Origin of the sequence: Staphylococcus sp. HMSC069E10 (genome assembly GCF_001809205.1) — a bacterium.
Taxonomy (GTDB): Bacteria; Bacillota; Bacilli; order Staphylococcales; family Staphylococcaceae; genus Staphylococcus; species Staphylococcus hominis.
In genome coordinates this window covers 46176-67754 of record NZ_KV796474.1, presented here as the reverse complement: position 1 = coordinate 67754, position 21579 = coordinate 46176, and the positions used below count along the sequence as shown (strand labels likewise).

General features: G+C 30.2%; 23 protein-coding genes. 17 read left to right on the top strand and 6 right to left on the bottom strand.

Going from position 1 to position 21579, the window contains the following annotated elements; all coding sequences use genetic code 11:
* Positions 1–89: 89 nt before the first annotated feature.
* The 8 genes from HMPREF2561_RS03665 to HMPREF2561_RS03630 all read left to right on the top strand — a co-directional run bounded on the left by HMPREF2561_RS03665 (position 90) and on the right by HMPREF2561_RS03630 (position 5720).
* On the top strand, positions 90–470 hold the full coding sequence (locus HMPREF2561_RS03665; protein ID WP_002450053.1) for a PSM export ABC transporter transcriptional regulator PmtR: 381 nt from the start codon (positions 90–92) through the stop codon (positions 468–470).
* Positions 467–1366, top strand: a complete 900-nt coding sequence (locus tag HMPREF2561_RS03660) for a phenol-soluble modulin export ABC transporter ATP-binding protein PmtA (RefSeq protein WP_019835507.1) — start codon at positions 467–469, stop codon at positions 1364–1366. The genes HMPREF2561_RS03665 and HMPREF2561_RS03660 overlap by 4 nt, the downstream gene beginning before the upstream one ends.
* Positions 1363–2025: a phenol-soluble modulin export ABC transporter permease subunit PmtB gene (locus HMPREF2561_RS03655; RefSeq protein ID WP_017175264.1), complete on the top strand. Its 663-nt coding sequence runs from the start codon at positions 1363–1365 to the stop codon at positions 2023–2025. The genes HMPREF2561_RS03660 and HMPREF2561_RS03655 overlap by 4 nt, the downstream gene beginning before the upstream one ends.
* A gap of 17 nt (positions 2026–2042) precedes the next feature.
* Complete coding sequence (locus HMPREF2561_RS03650) at positions 2043–2915, top strand: phenol-soluble modulin export ABC transporter ATP-binding protein PmtC (protein WP_017175263.1); 873 nt, start codon at positions 2043–2045, stop codon at positions 2913–2915.
* Positions 2916–3644: a phenol-soluble modulin export ABC transporter permease subunit PmtD gene (locus tag HMPREF2561_RS03645; protein WP_017175262.1), complete on the top strand. Its 729-nt coding sequence runs from the start codon at positions 2916–2918 to the stop codon at positions 3642–3644. It begins immediately after the preceding gene.
* A 145-nt stretch (positions 3645–3789) separates the two neighbouring features.
* Positions 3790–4275: a hypothetical protein gene (locus HMPREF2561_RS03640; protein WP_002450066.1), complete on the top strand. Its 486-nt coding sequence runs from the start codon at positions 3790–3792 to the stop codon at positions 4273–4275.
* 48 nt (positions 4276–4323) lie between these two features.
* A complete protein-coding gene (locus HMPREF2561_RS03635; protein ID WP_048679601.1) occupies positions 4324–4878 on the top strand; it encodes an HAAS signaling domain-containing protein in 555 nt (184 codons plus the stop codon).
* On the top strand, positions 4878–5720 hold the full coding sequence (locus HMPREF2561_RS03630; protein ID WP_048761669.1) for a DUF4097 family beta strand repeat-containing protein: 843 nt from the start codon (positions 4878–4880) through the stop codon (positions 5718–5720). Before HMPREF2561_RS03635 ends, HMPREF2561_RS03630 begins: the two co-directional genes overlap by 1 nt.
* A 65-nt stretch (positions 5721–5785) precedes the next feature.
* Here HMPREF2561_RS03630 and HMPREF2561_RS03625 read toward each other — a convergent pair whose 3' ends face one another.
* Positions 5786–6826 carry a C45 family autoproteolytic acyltransferase/hydrolase gene (locus tag HMPREF2561_RS03625; protein WP_017175259.1) on the bottom strand — a complete coding sequence of 347 codons (1041 nt, stop codon included), beginning with the start codon at positions 6824–6826 and terminating at the stop codon, positions 5786–5788.
* Between the two features lie 279 nt (positions 6827–7105).
* Here HMPREF2561_RS03625 and HMPREF2561_RS10710 point away from each other — a divergent pair, with 279 nt between their 5' ends.
* Both HMPREF2561_RS10710 and HMPREF2561_RS03620 read left to right on the top strand, forming a co-directional pair.
* A complete protein-coding gene (locus HMPREF2561_RS10710; protein WP_019835503.1) occupies positions 7106–7279 on the top strand; it encodes a hypothetical protein in 174 nt (57 codons plus the stop codon).
* A gap of 122 nt (positions 7280–7401) precedes the next feature.
* Positions 7402–8448, top strand: a complete 1047-nt coding sequence (locus HMPREF2561_RS03620) for a 6-phosphogluconolactonase (protein ID WP_070468344.1) — start codon at positions 7402–7404, stop codon at positions 8446–8448.
* 57 nt (positions 8449–8505) lie between these two features.
* Here the strand turns inward: HMPREF2561_RS03620 and HMPREF2561_RS03615 are convergent, their stop codons facing one another.
* From HMPREF2561_RS03615 to HMPREF2561_RS03605, 3 genes are all read right to left on the bottom strand, one after another.
* The gene (locus HMPREF2561_RS03615) at positions 8506–9888 is read right to left on the bottom strand and encodes an aldehyde dehydrogenase (RefSeq protein ID WP_070443978.1); all 1383 of its coding nucleotides are present in this window, start codon (positions 9886–9888) and stop codon (positions 8506–8508) included.
* Positions 9889–10065: 177 nt separating this feature from the next.
* Positions 10066–10995 carry a manganese-dependent inorganic pyrophosphatase gene (locus HMPREF2561_RS03610; protein ID WP_070443975.1) on the bottom strand — a complete coding sequence of 310 codons (930 nt, stop codon included), beginning with the start codon at positions 10993–10995 and terminating at the stop codon, positions 10066–10068.
* A 48-nt stretch (positions 10996–11043) separates the two neighbouring features.
* Positions 11044–11604, bottom strand: coding sequence for a cysteine hydrolase family protein (locus tag HMPREF2561_RS03605; protein WP_070443972.1), 561 nt, complete (start codon positions 11602–11604; stop codon positions 11044–11046).
* A gap of 134 nt (positions 11605–11738) precedes the next feature.
* Here HMPREF2561_RS03605 and HMPREF2561_RS03600 point away from each other — a divergent pair, with 134 nt between their 5' ends.
* Together HMPREF2561_RS03600 and HMPREF2561_RS03595 are read left to right on the top strand one after the other, a co-directional pair.
* Entirely contained in the window at positions 11739–12821 is a 1083-nt protein-coding gene (locus HMPREF2561_RS03600; RefSeq protein ID WP_070443969.1) for a glycosyl hydrolase family 28-related protein, read from the top strand.
* 239 nt (positions 12822–13060) lie between these two features.
* The gene (locus HMPREF2561_RS03595) at positions 13061–14620 is read left to right on the top strand and encodes an SLC13 family permease (protein WP_070443966.1); all 1560 of its coding nucleotides are present in this window, start codon (positions 13061–13063) and stop codon (positions 14618–14620) included.
* A 180-nt stretch (positions 14621–14800) separates the two neighbouring features.
* On the opposite strand, the gene pheA is transcribed toward HMPREF2561_RS03595, so the two are convergent.
* Positions 14801–15601: a prephenate dehydratase gene (gene pheA / locus HMPREF2561_RS03590; RefSeq protein ID WP_017175253.1), complete on the bottom strand. Its 801-nt coding sequence runs from the start codon at positions 15599–15601 to the stop codon at positions 14801–14803.
* A 30-nt stretch (positions 15602–15631) separates the two neighbouring features.
* Positions 15632–16699, bottom strand: coding sequence for a nitric oxide synthase oxygenase (locus HMPREF2561_RS03585; RefSeq protein ID WP_049420019.1), 1068 nt, complete (start codon positions 16697–16699; stop codon positions 15632–15634).
* 177 nt (positions 16700–16876) lie between these two features.
* Here HMPREF2561_RS03585 and HMPREF2561_RS03580 point away from each other — a divergent pair, with 177 nt between their 5' ends.
* The 5 genes from HMPREF2561_RS03580 (at position 16877) to purB (ending at position 21572) form a co-directional block, all read left to right on the top strand.
* Entirely contained in the window at positions 16877–18346 is a 1470-nt protein-coding gene (locus HMPREF2561_RS03580) for a nicotinate phosphoribosyltransferase (protein ID WP_049420018.1), read from the top strand.
* Entirely contained in the window at positions 18339–19175 is an 837-nt protein-coding gene (nadE, locus tag HMPREF2561_RS03575) for an ammonia-dependent NAD(+) synthetase (RefSeq protein ID WP_017175250.1), read from the top strand. The genes HMPREF2561_RS03580 and nadE overlap by 8 nt, the downstream gene beginning before the upstream one ends.
* A gap of 110 nt (positions 19176–19285) precedes the next feature.
* Positions 19286–19891, top strand: coding sequence for a DUF2179 domain-containing protein (locus HMPREF2561_RS03570; RefSeq protein ID WP_017175249.1), 606 nt, complete (start codon positions 19286–19288; stop codon positions 19889–19891).
* Positions 19872–20054: an NETI motif-containing protein gene (locus HMPREF2561_RS03565; RefSeq protein ID WP_002455112.1), complete on the top strand. Its 183-nt coding sequence runs from the start codon at positions 19872–19874 to the stop codon at positions 20052–20054. The genes HMPREF2561_RS03570 and HMPREF2561_RS03565 overlap by 20 nt, the downstream gene beginning before the upstream one ends.
* A gap of 222 nt (positions 20055–20276) precedes the next feature.
* Positions 20277–21572 carry an adenylosuccinate lyase gene (gene purB, locus HMPREF2561_RS03560; protein WP_017175248.1) on the top strand — a complete coding sequence of 432 codons (1296 nt, stop codon included), beginning with the start codon at positions 20277–20279 and terminating at the stop codon, positions 21570–21572.
* Positions 21573–21579 lie beyond the last annotated feature (7 nt).

Genomic DNA, 21579 nt, shown 5'->3' with positions numbered 1-21579 from the left:
ACTGATTTTATCTTATTTTTATTATTTCACTTTACAAATTTGTATATACTGTATATATTATTTATATACAGTTGTAAAGGGGGACATAAATGAAAGTTATTCTAAAAAACACCAGTGAACAGCCCATTTATGAACAAATTAAACAACAAATTAAAGAAAATATATTAAAAGGTTACGTTGAAGCTGGAAGTCACTTACCATCTATGAGGGAACTGGCGAAAGATTTGCAAGTCAGTTTAATTACAACAAAGCGTGCCTATGAAGATTTGGAAAAAGAAGGGTTTGTCACAACAATAAGAGGTAAAGGAACATTCGTAAAAGAACAAGACAGTTCAATTTTAAAAGAAAAACAATTTTTTGTAATTGAACATCTTGCACGTTCCATGGTAAAAGAAGCAAAAACAATTGGTATGCCTCTAAAAGAATTAAATGAAGTTTTAGCTTTAATTTACGAGGAGGAAGATGAATGAAAGCGATTGAAGTTAAACACGTAAGTTATAACACTAAAACTTTCCAAATCAAAGATCTTTCATTCAGTATTCCTCAAGGGTTTGTTACGGGCTTTATTGGGAGTAATGGTGCTGGCAAGACAACAATGATTCGATTAATGATGGATTTACTTGAACCTAATACTGGAGAAATTAAAATCTTAGGACGACAAATGAAAGAATCAGCAAAATGGATTAAAAATAAAATTGGTTTTGTTTACTCAGAAATGTATTTCAACCAACAATGGAATATAAAAAAACTAGAAAATATGATTTCTCCTTTTTATTCTAAGTGGGATAGTCATATATTCCATCAGTATTTAGAGCGATTCAATATACCAAGTCATCTTAAAATTAAGCATTTCTCTAGTGGAATGAAAATGAAGTTATCTTTAGCCATTGCTTTAAGTCATCACGCTGAGTTATTTATATTAGATGAACCAACAGCAGGTTTAGATCCAATTGTAAGAAATGAAGTTCTAGAAATATTGCAGCAAGAATTAATAGATGAAAATAAAACGGTTTTTATTTCGACTCATATTATTTCAGACTTAGAAAAAATAGCAGATTATCTTGTATATATAAAAACAGGCAATCTTGTACTTGAAGGCTATTGTGATGATATAAAAGAGAAATATTTTATCGTAAAAGGTGATAACAAAGATTTAGATGATGAATTAAATCAACTCCTTTTATATAAAGAAGAAAAGCAGACAGGTTATGTTGGTTTTACAAAACATGGTCAAACATTTAAGGAACTATTTGGAAAACAAGTTGAAATAAAACATCCAACGATTGAAGAATTAATGATTTACCTTGAGAAAATGAAAGAAACTAATGATGTTGAAACTCAAAATAGAAACGGGTTGATGACATGAAGCAACTAATAATAAGAAATTTTAAGTTAAGACGTTGGACGCTTATCATTTATTTAGTGCTTATTGTTATTAATCCTATTTATACACTATTTTTTTCAAAAACAAGCTATGGTTTCGTTGTATATATTCCACTTGCCATTACATTAATGATTATAAGCATTTTAGATTCAGGACAATTATTTAGAGTACATAGACGGTTAGGTGGAAAAGAGGCGTATCTTTTTTATGAAAGTTTACCAATAACTAAGAAAGAATTGCTTAATGCAAATTATCTGACATGTATTATATTAACGATTTTAGGAACATTGATTATTGGATTATATAATTTTCAATCAACAAATATTCAGGTAAATGAGTTGCGTTATTCAACAGCACTTTCATTTTTAAGTGTAAATTTATTTAGCATTCCTATTGCCTTTAGTAAAAGTACAGAAAGAAAAAGAGAATATATTTCTTACACTGTTTATATTATTTTAATGGTACTTGCTATACCGATGGCAATTGCATTTATCTTTTTGACTATTAATTTATTTATCTTTCATAATGCACTTGATCCAAATGTATTTAATAAATATTTAAGTATTGGATTAGTTATTATAAGTGTGATTTGGCTAGTTATAAATTATTTTATTCAAATAGCACGTATTAATCGTCGCTAGAAAAAAGGAGGACTTTTATGAAATTAGAAAATATTACTAAAACATACGGTAATCATAATGTTTTAGACAATATAGATTTTGATTTTGGAGATAGCAAAATTGTAGGACTCATTGGTAAAAACGGTGTAGGTAAAACTACACTGATGAAAGTGATGAATGGAAATATTATTAATTACAAAGGTAAAGTTAATTTAAAAGATGATGAAAATATTGGCTATCTCATTGAACATCCAAAACTTTATGATAATAAAACGGGGCTTTATAATTTAAGACTCTTTGCTCAGGTGCTTGGTCAAGGATTTGATAAAGCCTATTCAGATAAAATTATAGATGCTTTTGGTATGCGTCCTTATATTAAGAAAAAAGTTAAAAAATATTCAATGGGTATGAAACAAAAATTAGCGATTGCCGTATCATTAATGAACAAACCAAAATATCTTATTTTGGATGAACCTACGAATGGTATGGATCCAGATGGCTCAATCGATGTTCTAGAAACGATACAATCTTTAGTAAATGAATTAAATATGAAAATTCTTATTTCAAGTCATAAATTAGAAGACATCGAATTGATTTGTGATAGAGCTGTCTTTTTAAGAGATGGACATTTCGTTCAAGATGTCAATATGAAAGATGGTAGTGCAGAAGAAAGTACCTCTATTACGTTGGACAATGATGATTTTGATCAAGCGCTAAATTATTTACAAGAACATTTTAATGTTATTCATTCTTATAAACAAAATGGAGAAATTCTTATTAAAGCAGAACGAGATTATCGAACATTGCTTAAAGCGCTCGCACATATTAATGTGTATCCTAAATATATTGAAACACGTAAAAATTCGCTTCGAGATACGTACTTTAATATTAATCAAAGAGGTGACCATTAGATGAAGAGTTTACAATTAGTTAAATATGATATATTAAGTTTTTTTAAAAGTTATTTAACATATATCGCGCTTATATGTATCTGGGGTATCATCACAGCAATGACTGTACTATTAGCAAAAAATAATGATAAAGTCGATTATTCAATGATATTACCAATGGCAAATTGGATGTTTCTATTCTTTGGTTTACTCGTTGTTATTAAAACAATTACACGTGACTACTCTCAAGGAACGATTCAACTTTATATGAATAAAGTGAAAAATAGAGTAGGTTATGTGATAGCGAAAACGATTTCGATTATTATTTTTTCGTTCATATTTACACTTATCACGTATGTTACACTTTTAGTTATTCAGACTTTTACAGATGGTAAAAATTTAAATGGAGATAAATTCCTAACGAATATTTGGTTCTATCTTATCTTCTTACTATTTTTTGGACTATTATTATTCTTAATTACTTTAATTGTCCAAAAACCAGCAGTCATTTTTACATTAGGTATCTTTTTAGTGTTTATCGTACCATTTTTACAACCATTTTTAGGTTTAATCCCTGAATGGGGCGATAATATTCAAAAATCACTCAAATATATACCTTTTAGTTACTTAACAGAAAAATCATCATCAGGTAGTATTAAATTTACGAATTGGCAATGGTTCATTTCTATTGCATCTATTGTTATTTTATTTATCGCTGATGTACTTTATGCTGCTAAACGAGACATTTAAATTAATAACTTTTTAATAAAACTGGCGACGATACGTTCAATTTTTGTCGCCAGTTTTATTTGCATTGAAAGATACTTTAATATTTTTTGAATATAATCATAGTTATGATATATTAAAAAAAATAAGTATATAAGTGGTGGTCCTATTGCATATTCAAAATAGATGGGTTATCTCAATTTTATTTATTGTCATTTCTTTATTAGTTGTACTAGGATTGACAATTTATAAAAATGAAAAAACGGTTGATTTAAGTGATGTAGAAATTAATCATTTAAAGCTTAATGAAACGTTTGATAACTCAGAATATAGTTTAAATAAGCATGTGAAATTAGATAGGTATGTTTTTTATAATCATAATAAATATAAAAATTTAACAATAAAAGTCAAGAAAAAACATCACAAAATTAAAGGAATTATCTTAGTTAAAGATACTTTTGTTAACACAAATTTTGATGTTCATATAGGTGACCAAATCGATGCTGTTATAGATAATCTAGGTTATAACTATGACAAAGATAAGGTAGGTAAAGGTTATGATGCTTTAGTGTATCTTGATAAAGATCATCACATGAAATTATCAATTTTATATAAAGATAATATTGTTAAGCGAATTGAATTCTTTAGTCGTTGATAGTTAATAAAAATAAATTTATGTTTTAAGAAAGTATGTGAAAGAGAAATGGATAAAATTACTTTTTTGAATGAACTGGAAACGGAACTTGATGATTTACCACGTAAAGAAAAAGATAAAGTTATGAATGAATATGAAGATATCTTTTATAATCAAGAAACAAAAGGCAAGACAGATGCTCAAATATTAGATGATTTGAAAAATCCTTATACTATTGGAAAAGAAATAAAAGCTAAAGAAGCAATTTCACATGCTAAAGTTACACCTAACTTTCGTAATATTGTAAAAGCTATTATGGCATCATTAAGTTTGGGCGTTATTTCTTTCTTCTTAATTGTTATCCCAATGATAATATTCTTAATATTTCTAGCCTTTGTTTTCGTCATTTCAATTGTGCTTATTTGTTTACCTATCTTATTAATTATTATTAGTATTCTTAAAGGTACTCCTGACTCTTTAAGTAATTTTCTTTATAGTATTTCTTATGCTGGTATAGGTATATTAGTGTTCGTTGCAATAATAAAAATTGTTCAGAATTTATATAAACTTGTTTTAAAATATTTATCATGGTATATAAAAATAATTAAAGGAAGAATCCAGTGATGAAAAAATTAACAATAAGTGGATTAGTTATATTTGTTGTTTTTTTTCTAGCAGCCACGTTAGTATGGTTTGTTCATGATAAAGATATCTATAAACGACTGAAATATAATGAAACGTTTCATCAATCATCTATCTCTAAATTGAATATAGATAGTTATAGTTCTGATATCACTATTACTCAAGGTTCTTCATTTAGAGTGAAATATTATGGGGACAATAGTATAAAAGTGAACACTCAAAAAGACAGCTTAAATGTAAAAGAATCACGTTCTTCTAAAAGAGGATATAGCTTTAATTTAAACCCTTTTAAAAGAAGCAAGTTCAACATACATATAACCATTCCACCTGATAAATTAAAACAATTAAATATTGATGCTAAATTAGGAAAATTAAATATTAATAACATAGATATCAAAAAAGCTAGAATTAGAAAAGACGGAGAAAATTTAAATATCAAAGAAGCTAAACTTGATCGTATTGATTATTATAGTGATCATGGCACAATTAATATAAAAAATAGTGATATAAAAAATAGTCAATTTAAAGTAATACATTCTAATATTGTGGTTAATCATTGTACCTTAAAAAATGGATTGTTCATTACAAATGAAGGAAAGCTTGACTTTAAAAACATGCCAAGTCAAATTGATATGAAGAGCTCAAGTAAAAAAGGTGATATAAACATTGATTATAAAACCAAGCCTAAAGACACCTTGTTAAAACTACATCCAGGAATGGGTGACAATAACATTAAGAATCCTTATTTTAAAGATAGCAAAGTAGGTAATAGTTATAATATTATAGAGTGTTATAACGTTAAAGGTGATATAAATATTAAATAGGATGAAAAAGATTAGACAAAACGTTGATTAATTAAATTTTAAAACGTTTATCTAATCTTTTTTTATTAATACGTAGCAAATGTTAAATCAGTATCTAGCTTTCCAGTAAATTCTATTAAATCAAGTTCATGACCCTCTAACCATGATTGAAAGTCGATAGATAGAGGGGGTCTATTCTCACCTAATGTCATCCAAGCTTTTAAATGCTTAGGTTCATACATTGATGTATGAATCGTTCCTGACCAACTTTTAAATAACTTACTATAAATATTATATTTAGGATCATTAAAAAGTTTAAACGCAGTATATTTATCTATATCTTCTGACGTTTGACTAATTGTGCGAGCAAGACGTTCTTTAGATTCTTTGGTATAGTTACGATTTTCATGTGTTAATATTTCAAAGTGATTAGTACAAACTTTATCATATCTAACATCAAATGAGCGTGGCGTAATTTCAACAATTGCATGATTTAAATGCTTATCCATTAAAATATAACTAAATGAACTTCTATGGGGTAACTCTTTTAGAAATTGAATTGCTTCTTTTACATCTTTACAATATTCTAAGACAAGTCGTCCTACCATATAACATACAAATCCATTTGCAGGATGCTTACGGTGCATAAAATTATATCCCATCACAAGACCTGCTTCATTCATACCATCCATACGACCAGTTACTCTAGAGGTTGGTCCTATTTGCGCGAGTCCACCATCATTTGGTTGATAAAGAAGATATCTGCCATCATATGTAGCAGGATGATAGTCATAATTACGAACCATATAATCTTTACCTTGAAAAACTGTACATCCACTTTCATTTAAATCAGTAAAACGATAGTGACCGAAATTTAAAATCATTTGTTTAGTCGGTAAATTTAATATCTCTTGCATTCCTAATAATTCTTCCCAGATTTCTGGTGCATACGTTTGGAAAATGCTATATGTTTCATTAACATCAATGTCAAAACGAGGTATACGCTTCTTCCATTCACGTTCTCTATTTTCTAGTAAGGGCGTCTGTTTTAACCACTGAGCAGTTTTGATACCTAAATCAAAATGTGATCCGCGAAAGGTCATAATATCTGACTTAACTTCTTGCATGAAAAATCCTCCTATCATTTGTTTTATTATTTATATTGAACAATAATTTATATTAAATTTAAAGCCTTATAATGTTTATTTATATATGATAGTAATTCACTGTGTAAATAAGACAAATGTCATTCATTATAAATAAAGAAAAAATATTTGATTTTTTAAAAATCTTTAATTTTAGGTTTGAAATAATATATAAAAAGGTATGTATTTAATCATAACGTTAACTATGTTAAAATGATTTAATGTAAACGTATTTATTTTAAGTACAGGGGTGAAACATAAATGTGGGATTTCATTAAAGGTTTATTTAAATTCTTATTAAGCTTTACAGCTATTACAGCACTAGTTATTGGTGTAGTAGTAGTAGTATTTGGCTTTATTTTCAAAAAAGACTTTGAAGATATCGAAAGAAAAACAAAAGAAATCGTATCTGATATTGAAAGCAATAATGCTTAATGCAACGATGTACTATATACCAGTAATTTCATTTGAAGTTACTGGTTTTTTTTATTACTCTTAAATAAATACAATTGGCTAGTATACATGTTAATGATATTGAATATAATGGAGGTATTAAAATGACAACTAAAGGTTATGTGGGTTCTTATACAAAAAAAGAAGGTAAGGGTATTTATATATTCGAACTTAATGAAGATAATGGAGAAATACAATCAGTAGATACAGGATATGATATCGAAGCATCAACTTATCTTGCTCAAACTGAACAATTTTTATATGCAATTACTAAAGAAAATGAGGCATGTGGTGTAGCTGCATTTAAAAAAGATGAGCGTGGTCAGCTTACACTCATTAACAAATGTTTAGCTTCAGAGAATGGAACAGGGTGTTACATTTCCGTTTCTAGTGATCATAACTTCTTATTCGAAGCGGTTTATACTGCTGGAATAGCACGTATATATCAACTTAATCCTGACACAGGCGAAGTGGTAAATTTAATTGAAGAGTTAGAACATAGTTATCCAACTGGAACACATGAACGTCAAGATCATAACCATGTTCATTTCATTAGAGAAACTCCTGACCATAAATATGTAGCTGTGACTGATTTAGGTGCAGATAGAATTGTAACATATACATTCGGAGTTGAAGGATTTAAAGAACATGCGGTATCAGAATTCCATACTGAAGATGGACCGCGTCATATTGAGTTCCATAATAATGGGAAATACGCATATGTTGTTCATGAATTATCTAATAGAGTAAGCGTCGTACAATATCATGATGGAAAATTTGAAGAAATTGAACGTCATTTAACGATTCCTGAAGATTTTACTGGAGAAACTAAATTAGCAGCTGTGAGACTATCTCATGATGAACAAAATCTATATATTAGCAATCGTGGACATGATAGTATAGCGATATTTACAGTAGTTGATGATGGAAAAGGAATTAACCCGGTTGAAATAGTAAAAAGTGGGGGAGAATTTCCAAGAGATTTTAATATTACTGAGTCAGATGAATACCTTGTATGTGCACATCAAGAAGGAAATTACGCGTTAACGGTATTTAGACGTGATACAAATAGTGGTATGTTGATTGCTACTGACAATCAGTATACTGCACCTGAAGGTGTATTTGTTGATTTCTCGAATTCATCGTTATAGATAAAAAATACCCCTATAATGTAAACACTTGTAAAGTAAGCCATTATAGGGGGTTTTTTATAAGTTTTTGAAAAATGTTCTAATATATTTGAATTTACCTTTATAAGGTGGATAGATAATACTCGAATCTAGTCGAGTAGATTTAAAAATATATGATTTCATATGACTAAATGTATCAAATGAATATTTGCCATGATATGCGCCAATTCCTGAAGCACCTACGCCACCAAAAGGTAAATTTGGGTTAGCTAAATGCATTAAAGTGTCATTGATTGCACCGCCACCAAATGACAATTCTTCTAGCACACAGTTCGTTGTATTTTCATCTTCACTAAATAAATATAAGCTTAGAGGTTTAGATTTGCTCTGAATAATATCAATCGCTTCATTAAAATCATCGTAGACGATGATGGGTAATAATGGACCAAATATTTCTTCTTCCATAATTTTAGATTGTGGGGTAATACCGTCTAAAATTGTAGGTTCAATATATTGTTCATTTTCATCAGTATGTCCCCCAAAAATAACTTCGTTACGATGTATTGCTAATAATTCAGAAAGTCGATTGAAATGTTTTTTATTAACAATACGTCCAAAATCAGGACTATTTTGAATATTTTTGCCATAGAATTCTTCAATAGATTGTTTAAATGCTTGAATTAATTCATTTTTAACTTTTCTATTCACTAAAATGTAATCTGGTGCTACACAAGTTTGACCAGCATTGGTGAATTTACCAAAGCTAATACGATCACTTGCTACTTTAATATTAGCAGTTTCATCTACAATCACTGGTGATTTACCACCAAGTTCAAGTGTGACAGGAACTAAATTTTTACTTGCTGCTTCGTAAACAATTCGACCTATATTTTCGCTACCAGTAAAGAATATATAATCAAATGGAAGATTGATTAATGTTTGAGTTTCTTCAACGCCACCTTCAACGACAGCTACAAAATCGCTTGCAAATACATCCTCAATCACTTTTCGCACTACTTGTGCAACATGAGGAGTAAGTTCAGAAGGTTTAATGATTGCATTATTACCAGCTGCTATAGCACCAATAAGAGGTTCGAATAAAAGTTGTACAGGATAATTAAAGGGACCGATAATTAATACTGTCCCATAGGGCTCAGGTTTAATATAACTCTTTGATGGAAACATAAATAGGGGTGTATCTACTTGCTTAGTTTTAGCCCAGCTTTTTAATTCTTTACGAGCTGTTTTTATACTTTTTAAAAGTATACCAATTTCAGTAGCATACGCTTCTACTGAACCTTTCCCTAAGTCTATTTTTAACGATTCTAATAATTCTGTTTCATGGTTTTTAATACTTTTACTTAATTGTTTTAATTGTTGTTTACGAAATTTGATATCTTTAGTTTGATGTGTTTTAAAAAACTGTTTACTTTCTTGAAATTGTTTTTCTATTAAATTCAATTGTAGTACCTCCTGTACAGTCAATCCCAATAGCGTTATAGTGTGATTGATTATATGATTTTAGTTAAATGTATCCAAGGTTAAAACATTTGAATGAATGATTAAAATAAATTAAAAAAGGCTGAGAGTTAAGTAACTTACTATCTCAGCCTTATTATATAGAAATTAAAATATGAATTATTTAGTTAAAACTTCAGTGATTTGAGGTACAACTTGTTTTTTACGAGAAACTACACCCGATAAGAAAGCCATACCATCATCTAATTGAACATTGAAAGCTTGACCAACTTTATCTTTTTCAGCCCCGACAGCTAAAATTTTAGAATCACTATTAATAATATCAGTGACAACTAATACAAATAAATCATATTTTTCGTTTGCACTTGTTTCTAACATTGCTTTTTCCAATTTATCTTTACGATTTAAGACTTCATCAATATCTACAGTATTGACTTGAGCAATACGAGTAACATAATCCCCCATATTAAATGATTTAGCATCCATATTTAATAACTCTTCAGCAGATTTATCAGTTGTTGAAGCACCTGCTTTCAACATTTCTAAACCATATTCATCTAAATCGACATTAGCAATGTCTTTTAATGCTTTAGCAGCATTTACATCTTCTTCAGTACATGTTGGAGATTTAAATAATAAACTATCTGAAATAATAGCTGAAATCATTAATCCAGCAATTTCAGGTTTAATCTTAAAGTTACGTTCTTTATACATTTTATAAAGAATTGTAGCAGTACAACCTACAGGTTCTGCGCGATAGTATAAAGGACCTGCTGTTTCAAAGTTCGCAATTCTGTGATGATCTACGACATTCACAATATTCGCTTTAGCAATAGTTTCAGCACTTTGTTGGAATTCATTGTGGTCAACTAAGATAACGTCTTGACCTTCTAAATCATCATTTAATAAAGTTGGTGCATCAACTTTAAAATAATCTAATGCATATTTTGTTTCAGCACTCACTTCACCTAAACGATAAGGAGTTGCTTCAGAATTTCCAGTTTGTTGTTCAAAATCAGCCATGATAATAGCTGAAGATATTGCATCTGTATCCGGATTTTGATGTCCAAAAATATAAGTTTTTGCCATTGATTTATTCACCCTTATTTTTTAAATTTATCTTTATTTTAGCATGTTTTAATTGATAACTTCTACCTTTGCACCTAATGAGTTTTTAAAATGAGCTAAAGCGAACTGATGACCCTCTTCATTAAATGATGCAACACCTTGTTCAGGGATAATAATATGATAACCTAAATTATAAGCAGAAATTGCTGTATGGAGTACACATATATCAGTACATACACCTACAATTTCAACAGTATCAATATGTCTTTCTCTTAATAAACTATCTAAAGCAGTACCATAAAAAGAATCATAACGGCGCTTATCTAAATAATGTACAGTATCTTCATTTTTATATTTATCAAAAAATGATTTTACCTCACCATATAAATGACGACCTGAAGTGCCTTCAATGTTATGAGGTGGGAATAATTTAGTTTCAGGATGATACGGGTCTTCTTCGAAATGTAAATCCATCATGAAAAAGATATTATCATGTTGATGTTGATATTGATTGAGTCTTTCTACAATAAAGTGTTCAATATCTTGGCCTGGTTTACCACAAGTTAATCGGCCGTCATCAGCGATAAAATCATAAGAATAATCTACAACAATCAATGCTTTGTTAGTCATAATAAACATCCCTTTCTTAATAAATGTTTGAATCCCTTAAAAAATGTATAATATTAAATTATAAATATAGTATAGCTATACACCATTATGGTTACAAATATATTTAATAACAACATAAGATAGGGGATAAAAAAATATTGATCAATGCACAGGATTTTGGTTTAAAAGGAAAACATAAACGAAGAGATACTAAAGCTATACAAAAAGCACTTAATACCGCAAGATACGGAGAGCATACAGTTTATATACCATCTGGGACTTATTATATTAGTAAAGCATTAGTGATATATGATCATACCACTTTAATATTAGAAGATGATACCATCTTGCAACGTCACTCGAGAGATGCATTGTTAAAAAATGGTAAAAAATTTGGTTTCTATCATGGATATCAAGGAAATGGGCATATTAAAATAAAAGGTGGTATATTTGATATGAACGGTTCAAAGTACCCCTATAATAATACCGCAATGTCTATAGGTCATGCTGAAGATATTGAGCTAATAGGTATTACAGTACTTGATGTTGTAGGTGGACATGCACTAGATGCTTGTGGAATCAATGGTTTATATATTAAGAATTGTAAGTTTAAAGGCTTTTTTGATGTAAATGGTGATCGCTCATTTTCTGAAGCAATTCAATTAGACATTCAAGTACCTGGGTCTTTTCCTAAATTTGGTACGACTGATGGCACGATTACCAAAAATGTTGTCATTGAAGATTGCTATTTTGGAAATTCAAACCAACCTAAAATGCAAGCTTGGAATAGAGCGATAGGTTCTCATGCCAGTCGTTATAATCGCTTTTATGAAAATATTCATATAAGAAATAATGTGTTTAACGGAATGAACGAATATGCATTAACTCCGTTAAAATCAAAGGCAATGTTTATCTCGAATAATACCTTTATAAATTGTAATGGTGGTATTCGTTTTCTTGGAGTTAAAGATGGAAAAAATGCGGCTGATGTTTCTACAGGACAAGTTCAAAAGACTCAAGCTGGAGATAATTTGACTGTAACCGGTAACCATTTCGAAGGAGAAATGAAAAGAGATGCTATACACGTGAGAAGTTATAATAATGTAAAACATACTAATGTGTTTATTGCAGGTAATTCATTTAATCATTCGACACAAAGATTACATTTAGAAGATATTTCTAATTTGACATTTAATCAAAGTGATAAAGTTAAAGTTAAAAAAATTAATATTGATTAGTATTTAATTTAAAAAGATATAATTATATATGGAAATTAAATGATGTGCGCTTTATTGTAATATATAATAAAGCGCTTTCTTTTGTGTTATAATATCATTATATATTTTCAAAAAAGTCAGATTTTCTATGGGGTTTGTTTGCAACATAATAGGTATCAAATCAACTATATTGAGATGATGCCATATTTCTAAAAATAGAATATATTGAGTTAAGTTTCTAATTTTAAAGGGGGAATTAGATGACTAAGCAATCAGGTTTTCGAAAAAATGCACAATACTTAACATTTTTTTCTAAAAAAGATCATACAAATCAATCTTATTCTATGGGGCAATTATTGGGGCTCATTCTAGGACCGTTATTGTTTGTTCTTATCTTATCATTCTTTCATCCAGTAGAACTTCCTTTCAAAGGGGTATATGTTTTAGGAATTACGGTGTGGATAGCTATTTGGTGGATTACAGAAGCGATACCAATTGCTGCAACGAGTTTTTTACCACTCATACTTTTGCCTTTAGGACATGTACTTTCGCCTGAACAAGTCTCTTCTGAATATGGTAATGATATTATCTTTTTATTTTTAGGTGGTTTTATTCTTGCAATTGCTATGGAAAGGTGGAATTTACATACACGTGTAGCTTTAACTATTATTAGATATATTGGAGCAAGCACGAGTAAAATATTATTAGGATTCATGATTGCTACAGGATTCCTATCAATGTTTGTATCAAATACAGCGGCTGTTATGATAATGATACCTATTGGTTTAGCAATTATTAAAGAAGCGAATGAGTTGAAAGATGATGACGTTAAATCAGATAGTATTTCGAAATTTGAAAAATCACTTGTTTTAGCAATTGGTTATTCTGGAACCATCGGAGGATTAGGTACACTTATTGGAACACCGCCACTCATTATACTAAAAGGACAATTTGAACAACATTTCGGACAAGAAATTAGCTTTGCTAAATGGATGATTGTTGGTATTCCTACAGTCATTATTTTAATAGCACTAGCATGGGCTTATTTAAGATTTATCGCATTTAGACATGATCTGAAGTATTTACCGGGTGGTCAAACATTGATTGAAGATAAACTCAATCGTCTTGGTAAAATGTCTTATGAAGAAAAAGTAGTTCAAGCTATTTTTATTCTTGCCAGCTTACTATGGATAACAAGAGAGTTTATTTTAAAAAATTTTCCAATAACATCTGAAGTTGCAGACGGTACAATTGCAATATTTATTTCTATTTTACTTTTTATATTTCCGGCTAAAAGTAAAGAAAAGCATAAGCGAATTATTGATTGGGAAGTGGCAAAAGAATTACCATGGGGTGTACTTATATTATTTGGTGGAGGCTTAGCTTTAGCAAAAGGAATTTCAGAAAGTGGTTTAGCAAAATGGCTAGGTGAGCAACTGAAAATGTTAGATGGGGTGCATCCACTAGTAATCGTTATTGTCATTACAATATTTGTGTTATTTTTAACAGAAGTGACTTCGAATACAGCAACTGCTACAATGATTTTACCTATTCTTGCTGCGCTATCTGTAGCAGTAGGTGTACATCCATTGTTATTAATGGTACCTGCAGCTATGGCAGCAAACTGTGCTTACATGTTACCAGTAGGAACACCCCCAAATGCTATTATATTTGGATCAGGTAAGTTGAGTATTAAAGAAATGGCTAAAGTAGGATTTTGGGTTAATTTAATTTCTGCAGTGATTATTATAGTAGTTGTTTATTTCTTAATGCCACATATTTTAGGATTTGATATTTCTGACACATTAAATTTAAAATAAAATTAAATATCTTGAAATCATATATTCATTATGTATGTTTTATCTTAATACTTTAAATAAATATACAAAAAGAGCCTGGGACATCATGAGTTCATGAGTGGTCCTAGGCATTTTTAATATGATGCGGTTAGATTTTCAGAATGAGAGGATAACTTCAACACAAATATTGTCCACTCTATTTTATTGACGATGAAAAGCACCAATAATTTTTACTGAAAAATCTAATGTTTCTAATATCGAGATAACTTTATTCAAATTATCTGATAGACCGGTATCTGCTTGTACAAAGAAACGATACATACCCAGTTGAGTTTTCAGTGGTCTTGATTCAATCCATGATAAATTAATATCAAATAATGCAAATGTAGTCAGTATACTTGCCAGTAATCCAGCTTTGTCATACTTAGGGGTAATTAATAGCATTGTGTTATTCGTTTTAGACTCAAAGTTATTATCATTTTTTATGACTAAAAAACGTGTAACATTATGCGGATAATCTTGAATATTACTCTCTATAGCAGTATATCCGTACATTTCACCACTACCCACAGGAACAATGGCAGCTACATCTGAGGAAATTTTTTCTAATCCTTGAATCGTACTGTCAACATAATCGTAAGAAAATTGATGTTTTTGAATGTATTGGCTTGTTTGACTGATGGCTGGTGCGATAGAGTATACCTTTTTTATATTTTCTACCTTTGAATCACTTGTCGCATATAAACCAAAATTAATATCTAAATGTATTTCCCCATGTGCAAAAACATGTTGTTGAGCCAGTGCATCTGCCACAATGTTTATAGTTCCTTCAATTGAATTTTCTATTGGTACAATTGCTACAGATTGAGCGTCACTATTTACTGCCTTAATGACTTCGTATAAATTAGACTTTGGTATGAAATTAAAGTTATCTTTTGAAAAATATTTTTTAGCAGCTAAATATGAAAATGTACCTTCGGGACCTAAATAATATAAATGCATGATGAATTGTCACCTCATGAATCTTGTACACTAGTGGAATGGACATTTCATCGGTGTCGCTTTTTTATAATGGAAATTAGGATCTTTAATAATATTTTTGTATCCATGATGGTAATTAGCAGTTAACGTTGGCGATAACGGTGGGGCTAACCATGACCATTTTCCAGTAACATCACGATGATGCTGTTCCTCTTTTTCTTCAAATAATTCAAATTGTTTAGCAGCAGTTAAGTGGTCAACAATAGAAACACCCTGTGATTTAAAAGAGTGATAAACTGCATAATTTAATTCTACTAATGTACGATCTTTATTAAATGAATTATTTTTAAGTGTACCAAACTCAAATGTTTCTGCAACTTTTTCAAGCAAATTATAGCGATAAGTATCAGTAAAATTACGAACTGCAATTTCAGTGACCATGTACCAACCATTAAAAGGAGCAGTTGGATATGTAATTCCACCTATTTTCAAATCCATATTAGAAATAATAGGAACACCATACCATTTTAAATGTAAATCTTTCAGCTTTGGAAATTGATCATGTTCTATATCTACTTCTTTAATCAATGAGGCTGGAAATTCATGATATTTTATAGGTGAATTTGGTAATTGATAAATAAGAGGAAGCACGTCAAAGTCTGAACCTTTGCCTTTCCATCCCAAATGATTAGCTAATTGCGTTATCTCGCGTTCTGATGGATCGCCTTTATCTTCATATCCTGCGTAACGTATTAATTGATTGTTATATATTTTAGGTGCATCAGTTGAAGAAAATATAGTGATATATGGTTTGATTTTACCGCCATTTGTTGCTTTGCTTAAATGATTATGAAGCGCATCTAAGAAATGTTGTTCTGTATAAATATCTCGTGCATCTACAACGTTTAATGATTCCCAAAATAAGCGGCCGATACATCGATTGGAATTACGCCATGCCATTTTAGCACCATAATTTAGTTCTTCATAAGTATGTGTATAGGTACCTGTTTGATTGATTTCTTTCTCTATCTCAGTGATACGTTTAGAAATAATATGATTTGAGTAATTTAATTCACCATACATAGTTTGGATAAAATTTTTAGCTTCTTCTAATAGCATATAAACACCTCAATAGTATTATAAGCGAGTAACTAATATAACACATACAATAAATACTTATGTCATGAATTTGTCGAATTAAAAAAATTAATTTTTAAATTAAAGACTATTATCGAAAATACTCACTATTATTGAATTGTGATAAAATATACAAAAAGGTTGTTAGGAGAGATGAGGGTGTATCGTTACGAAGATGATAGTTTAATGTTACATAATGACTTATATCAAATAAATATGGCAGAAAGTTACTGGAATGATGGTATTCATGAAAGAAATGCAGTGTTTGATTTGTATTTCAGAAATATGCCATTTGGAAGTGGATATGCTGTTTTTAATGGGTTGAAAAGAATGATTCAATTTATAGAAAACTTCCATTTTAGTGATTCTGATATCGAATATTTACAATCAATAGGATATAAAAATGACTTTTTAAAATATCTTAAAAATTTGAAATTTACAGGGAATATTCGCGCAATGCAAGAAGGGGAATTGTGTTTTGGGAATGAACCATTATTACGAGTAGAAGCGCCACTAATTCAAGCTCAACTTATTGAAACAATTTTACTTAATATTGTAAATTTTCATACGCTTATTACAACGAAAGCTAGTAGAATTCGTCAAGTTGCACCACAAGATACGTTAATGGAATTTGGTACACGACGTGCACAAGAAATAGATGCTGCAGTTTGGGGAGCACGTGCGGCATATATTGGTGGGTTTGATTCAACAAGTAATGTCCGAGCAGGTAAATTATTTGGTATTCCAGTTTCTGGAACTCATGCTCATGCACTAGTTCAAACATATGGTGATGAGTATAAAGCATTTAAGATTTATGCAGAACGACATAAAAATTGTGTGTTTTTAGTAGACACGTTCCACACTTTAAAATCAGGGGTACCAACTGCAATTAAAGTTGCAAAAGAATTAGGAGATTCCATTAATTTTATAGGTATAAGATTAGATTCTGGTGACATTGCATATTTATCGAAAAAAGCTCGTCGTATGCTTGATGATGCAGGCTTTAAAGACGCAAAAATCATTGCTTCAAATGATTTAGATGAGCAAACAATTACCAGTTTAAAGGCACAGGGTGCAAAAGTAGATTCTTGGGGTGTAGGGACTAAATTGATCACGGGTTATGATCAACCAGCCTTAGGAGCAGTTTATAAGCTTGTCGCTGTTGAAAATAATGAAGGTGAATATGTAGATCGTATCAAGCTATCAAATAATGCGGAAAAAGTTACTACGCCTGGTAAGAAAAAAGTATATCGTATTATTAATACTAAAACTGGCAAGGCTGAAGGTGACTATATCACGCTTGAACATGAAAATCCTAATAAAGAAAAACCATTAAAGATGTTCCATCCAGTTCATACTTATAAAATGAAACATGTTAAGCATTTTGAAGCGGTTGATTTACATCATTCAATTTTCGAAAATGGTAAGTTAGTTTATGACTTACCAAGTGAAAAAGAAACTCAAGATTATTTAAAACAATCATTATCACAATTGTGGGAAGAAAATAAACGTTATTTAAATCCACAAGAATATCCAGTAGATTTAAGCACAAGTTGTTGGAATAATAAACAAAAGCGCATTCTTGAAGTGACAGAACATGTTAAGGAAATGGAGGAAGACAATGACTAATTTACAAGATATCGTAGTAAAAGAAATGAAAGTAAAGAAACATATTGATAGTCAACAAGAAATTCGTGAGATTATCCAATTCATTAAAAATTATGTTCAATCACATACATTTATTAAGTCATTAGTACTTGGTATATCTGGTGGTCAAGATTCTACACTCACTGGTAAATTAGCGCAATTAGCAGTTGAAGAACTCCGTAAAGAAGGAAGAGAATGCCAATTTATAGCAGTTAAACTTCCCTATGGTAAACAAAAGGATGCTGATGAAGTAGAAGATGCACTTCATTTTATTCAACCTGATGAAGTGATTACAGTTAATATTAAACCGGCAGTAGATCAAAGTGTAGCATCATTGAAAGAAGCGGGTATTGAACTTACAGACTTCCAAAGAGGAAATGAAAAAGCAAGAGAGCGCATGAAAGTACAATTTTCTATTGCTTCAAATCGTAGTGGTATTGTTATAGGAACGGACCATTCAGCTGAAAATATCACAGGTTTTTATACTAAATACGGTGATGGTGCTGCTGATATTGCACCTATTTTTGGACTGGATAAACGCCAAGGTAGACAGCTTTTGGAATATTTAGAAGCGCCATCACATTTATATGAAAAAGTGCCTACTGCTGATTTAGAAGATGATAAACCTCAATTACCTGATGAGGAAGCATTAGGGGTAACTTATAATCAAATTGATGACTACTTAGAGGGCAAAGAAGTACCAAGTGATGCAAAAACAACGATAGAGAATCATTATGTTAAAAATGCACATAAAAGAGAATTGGCATATACTCGCTATACTTGGCCTAAACATTCACATGCAAAAGAATAAATGAATACGTTAATAATTAAATGATTTAATTACTATTAGTTTTTAGTGACAAAATTATTTGTGACTGATAAAATTATTTCGAATTTTAGTTAAATGAAATGAGGAATAATATGTCAGTAATAACGTCAAATCCATGGATAATGGTATTAGCGATATTCATCATTAACGTTTTTTATGTTACATTTCTTACAATGCGCACAATTTTAACGTTAAAAGGATATCGTTATATGGCAGCAGTAGTAAGTTTTTTTGAAGTTTTAATATATGTTGTTGGATTAGGGCTAGTGATGTCTAGTTTAGATCAAATTCAAAATATTATTGCATATGCCTTTGGATTCTCAATAGGTATCATTGTTGGAATGAAAATTGAAGAAAAACTTGCGTTAGGCTATACAGTTGTAAACGTAACATCTTCAGAATATGAGCTCGATTTACCTAAAGAGTTACGAAATTTAGGTTATGGTGTTACTCACTATGAAGCACATGGTAGAGATGGAAGTCGAATGGTAATGCAAATTTTAACACCTAGACGTTATGAACGAAAATTAATGGAAACTGTTCGTAGTTTAGATGAAAAAGCATTTATCATTGCGTATGAACCTAGAGCCATTCACGGTGGATTCTGGACTAAAGGTGTTCGAACTAAGAAAGTAAAAGCATATGAAGTAGAAGAAATAGAAAGTGTTGTGGAACATAGTGAAGTTCAAGGTAAATGAAAATGAAACTATTTCAGATTGTATTGCACGTATGAGAAAAGAAGGATACATGCCAGTCAGACGTATTGAAAAACCTGTGTACTTTGAAGATAAACAAGGAAATATAAAGATATTACGACAAGATATTCAATTTGTTGGTAAGAAAATCGAAAACGACATTTAATAACTGCTCATATATAGGTCTTTGACACTTTAGAAGTCAGAGACCTTTTAATATTTTTATAAAGTTCGTAAACCTATATTCAATTAGAATAAAAAATCTTTATACTTTTAGTATAGAATCTGTTAAACTATAAATATAGAGTTAAATACGAACTATTTTACTTAAAATCGATTTAATGTACAGCTTTTTATAAAAATAATTACATAAGATAGGAGTTTAATAATGATTGAACGTTATTCAAGAGAAGAAATGTCTAGTATTTGGACAGACCAAAATAGATATGAAGCATGGTTAGAAGTTGAGATTCTTGCTTGTGAAGCCTGGAGCGAATTAGGGTATATTCCTAAGGACGACGTAAAAAAAATTCGTGAAAATGCTAAAGTTGATGTCAATCGTGCAAAAGAAATTGAACAAGAAACACGTCATGATGTAGTAGCATTTACAAGACAAGTATCTGAAACACTTGGAGAAGAACGTAAATGGGTTCATTATGGATTAACTTCTACAGATGTTGTAGATACTGCATTAAGTTATGTAATTAAACAAGCTAATGAAATTATTGAAAAAGATATTGAACGCTTTATTAAAGTACTTGAAGAAAAAGCTAAAAAATACAAATATACATTAATGATGGGTCGTACACACGGTGTTCATGCTGAGCCAACTACTTTTGGCGTAAAAATGGCATTATGGTATACAGAAATGAAACGTAATTTAAAACGTTTTAAAGAGGTACGTAAAGAAATTGAAGTTGGGAAAATGAGTGGTGCAGTAGGAACATTTGCCAATATCCCTCCTGAAATTGAAAGTTACGTTTGTAAACATCTCGGAATTGACACAGCCCCTGTATCAACTCAAACACTTCAACGTGATCGTCATGCTTATTACATTGCAACTTTAGCGTTAATTGCGACATCATTAGAAAAATTTGCTGTAGAAGTTCGTAATTTACAAAAAACTGAAACGAGAGAAGTTGAAGAAGCATTTGCAAAAGGTCAAAAAGGATCATCAGCAATGCCGCATAAACGTAATCCAATCGGTTCAGAAAATATTACAGGTATTTCAAGAGTGATTCGTGGTTATATTACGACTGCTTATGAAAATGTCCCATTATGGCATGAACGAGACATTTCTCATTCTTCTGCAGAGCGAATTATGTTACCAGATGTAACAATTGTATTAGATTATGCTTTAAATAGATTTACTAATATTATCGACCGTTTAACAGTATTTGAAGATAATATGAGAAATAATATCAATAAAACATTTGGTCTTATTTTCTCACAACGCGTTTTACTTGCATTGATTAATAAAGGTATGGTTCGTGAAGAAGCATACGATAAAGTACAACCTAAAGCAATGAAATCTTGGGAAACTAAAACACCTTTCCGTGAACTTATAGAACAAGATTCAACCATTACAAATGTTTTATCTAAAGAAGAATTAGACGAGTGTTTTGATCCAAAACATCATTTGAACCAAGTTGATACCATTTTTAAACGTGCTAATTTAGAATAGTTTACTA

What these genes read in the sequence shown, in the direction of transcription:
- HMPREF2561_RS03660 (WP_019835507.1), top strand. Translation starts at nt 467, where the DNA reads ATGAAAGCGATTGAAGTTAAACACGTAAGTTATAACACTAAAACTTTC.
- HMPREF2561_RS03605 (WP_070443972.1), bottom strand. Translation starts at nt 11,604, where the DNA reads ATGACTAACAAAGCATTGATTGTTGTAGATTATTCTTATGATTTTATC.
- HMPREF2561_RS03620 (WP_070468344.1), top strand. Translation starts at nt 7,402, where the DNA reads ATGACAACTAAAGGTTATGTGGGTTCTTATACAAAAAAAGAAGGTAAG.
- nadE (WP_017175250.1), top strand. Translation starts at nt 18,339, where the DNA reads ATGACTAATTTACAAGATATCGTAGTAAAAGAAATGAAAGTAAAGAAA.
- HMPREF2561_RS03645 (WP_017175262.1), top strand. Translation starts at nt 2,916, where the DNA reads ATGAAGAGTTTACAATTAGTTAAATATGATATATTAAGTTTTTTTAAA.
- purB (WP_017175248.1), top strand. Translation starts at nt 20,277, where the DNA reads ATGATTGAACGTTATTCAAGAGAAGAAATGTCTAGTATTTGGACAGAC.
- HMPREF2561_RS03650 (WP_017175263.1), top strand. Translation starts at nt 2,043, where the DNA reads ATGAAATTAGAAAATATTACTAAAACATACGGTAATCATAATGTTTTA.
- HMPREF2561_RS03625 (WP_017175259.1), bottom strand. Translation starts at nt 6,826, where the DNA reads ATGCAAGAAGTTAAGTCAGATATTATGACCTTTCGCGGATCACATTTT.
- HMPREF2561_RS03655 (WP_017175264.1), top strand. Translation starts at nt 1,363, where the DNA reads ATGAAGCAACTAATAATAAGAAATTTTAAGTTAAGACGTTGGACGCTT.
- HMPREF2561_RS03665 (WP_002450053.1), top strand. Translation starts at nt 90, where the DNA reads ATGAAAGTTATTCTAAAAAACACCAGTGAACAGCCCATTTATGAACAA.
- pheA (WP_017175253.1), bottom strand. Translation starts at nt 15,601, where the DNA reads ATGCATTTATATTATTTAGGTCCCGAAGGTACATTTTCATATTTAGCT.
- HMPREF2561_RS03570 (WP_017175249.1), top strand. Translation starts at nt 19,286, where the DNA reads ATGTCAGTAATAACGTCAAATCCATGGATAATGGTATTAGCGATATTC.
- HMPREF2561_RS03585 (WP_049420019.1), bottom strand. Translation starts at nt 16,699, where the DNA reads ATGCTATTAGAAGAAGCTAAAAATTTTATCCAAACTATGTATGGTGAA.
- HMPREF2561_RS03595 (WP_070443966.1), top strand. Translation starts at nt 13,061, where the DNA reads ATGACTAAGCAATCAGGTTTTCGAAAAAATGCACAATACTTAACATTT.
- HMPREF2561_RS03635 (WP_048679601.1), top strand. Translation starts at nt 4,324, where the DNA reads ATGGATAAAATTACTTTTTTGAATGAACTGGAAACGGAACTTGATGAT.
- HMPREF2561_RS10710 (WP_019835503.1), top strand. Translation starts at nt 7,106, where the DNA reads ATGTGGGATTTCATTAAAGGTTTATTTAAATTCTTATTAAGCTTTACA.
- HMPREF2561_RS03610 (WP_070443975.1), bottom strand. Translation starts at nt 10,995, where the DNA reads ATGGCAAAAACTTATATTTTTGGACATCAAAATCCGGATACAGATGCA.
- HMPREF2561_RS03630 (WP_048761669.1), top strand. Translation starts at nt 4,878, where the DNA reads ATGAAAAAATTAACAATAAGTGGATTAGTTATATTTGTTGTTTTTTTT.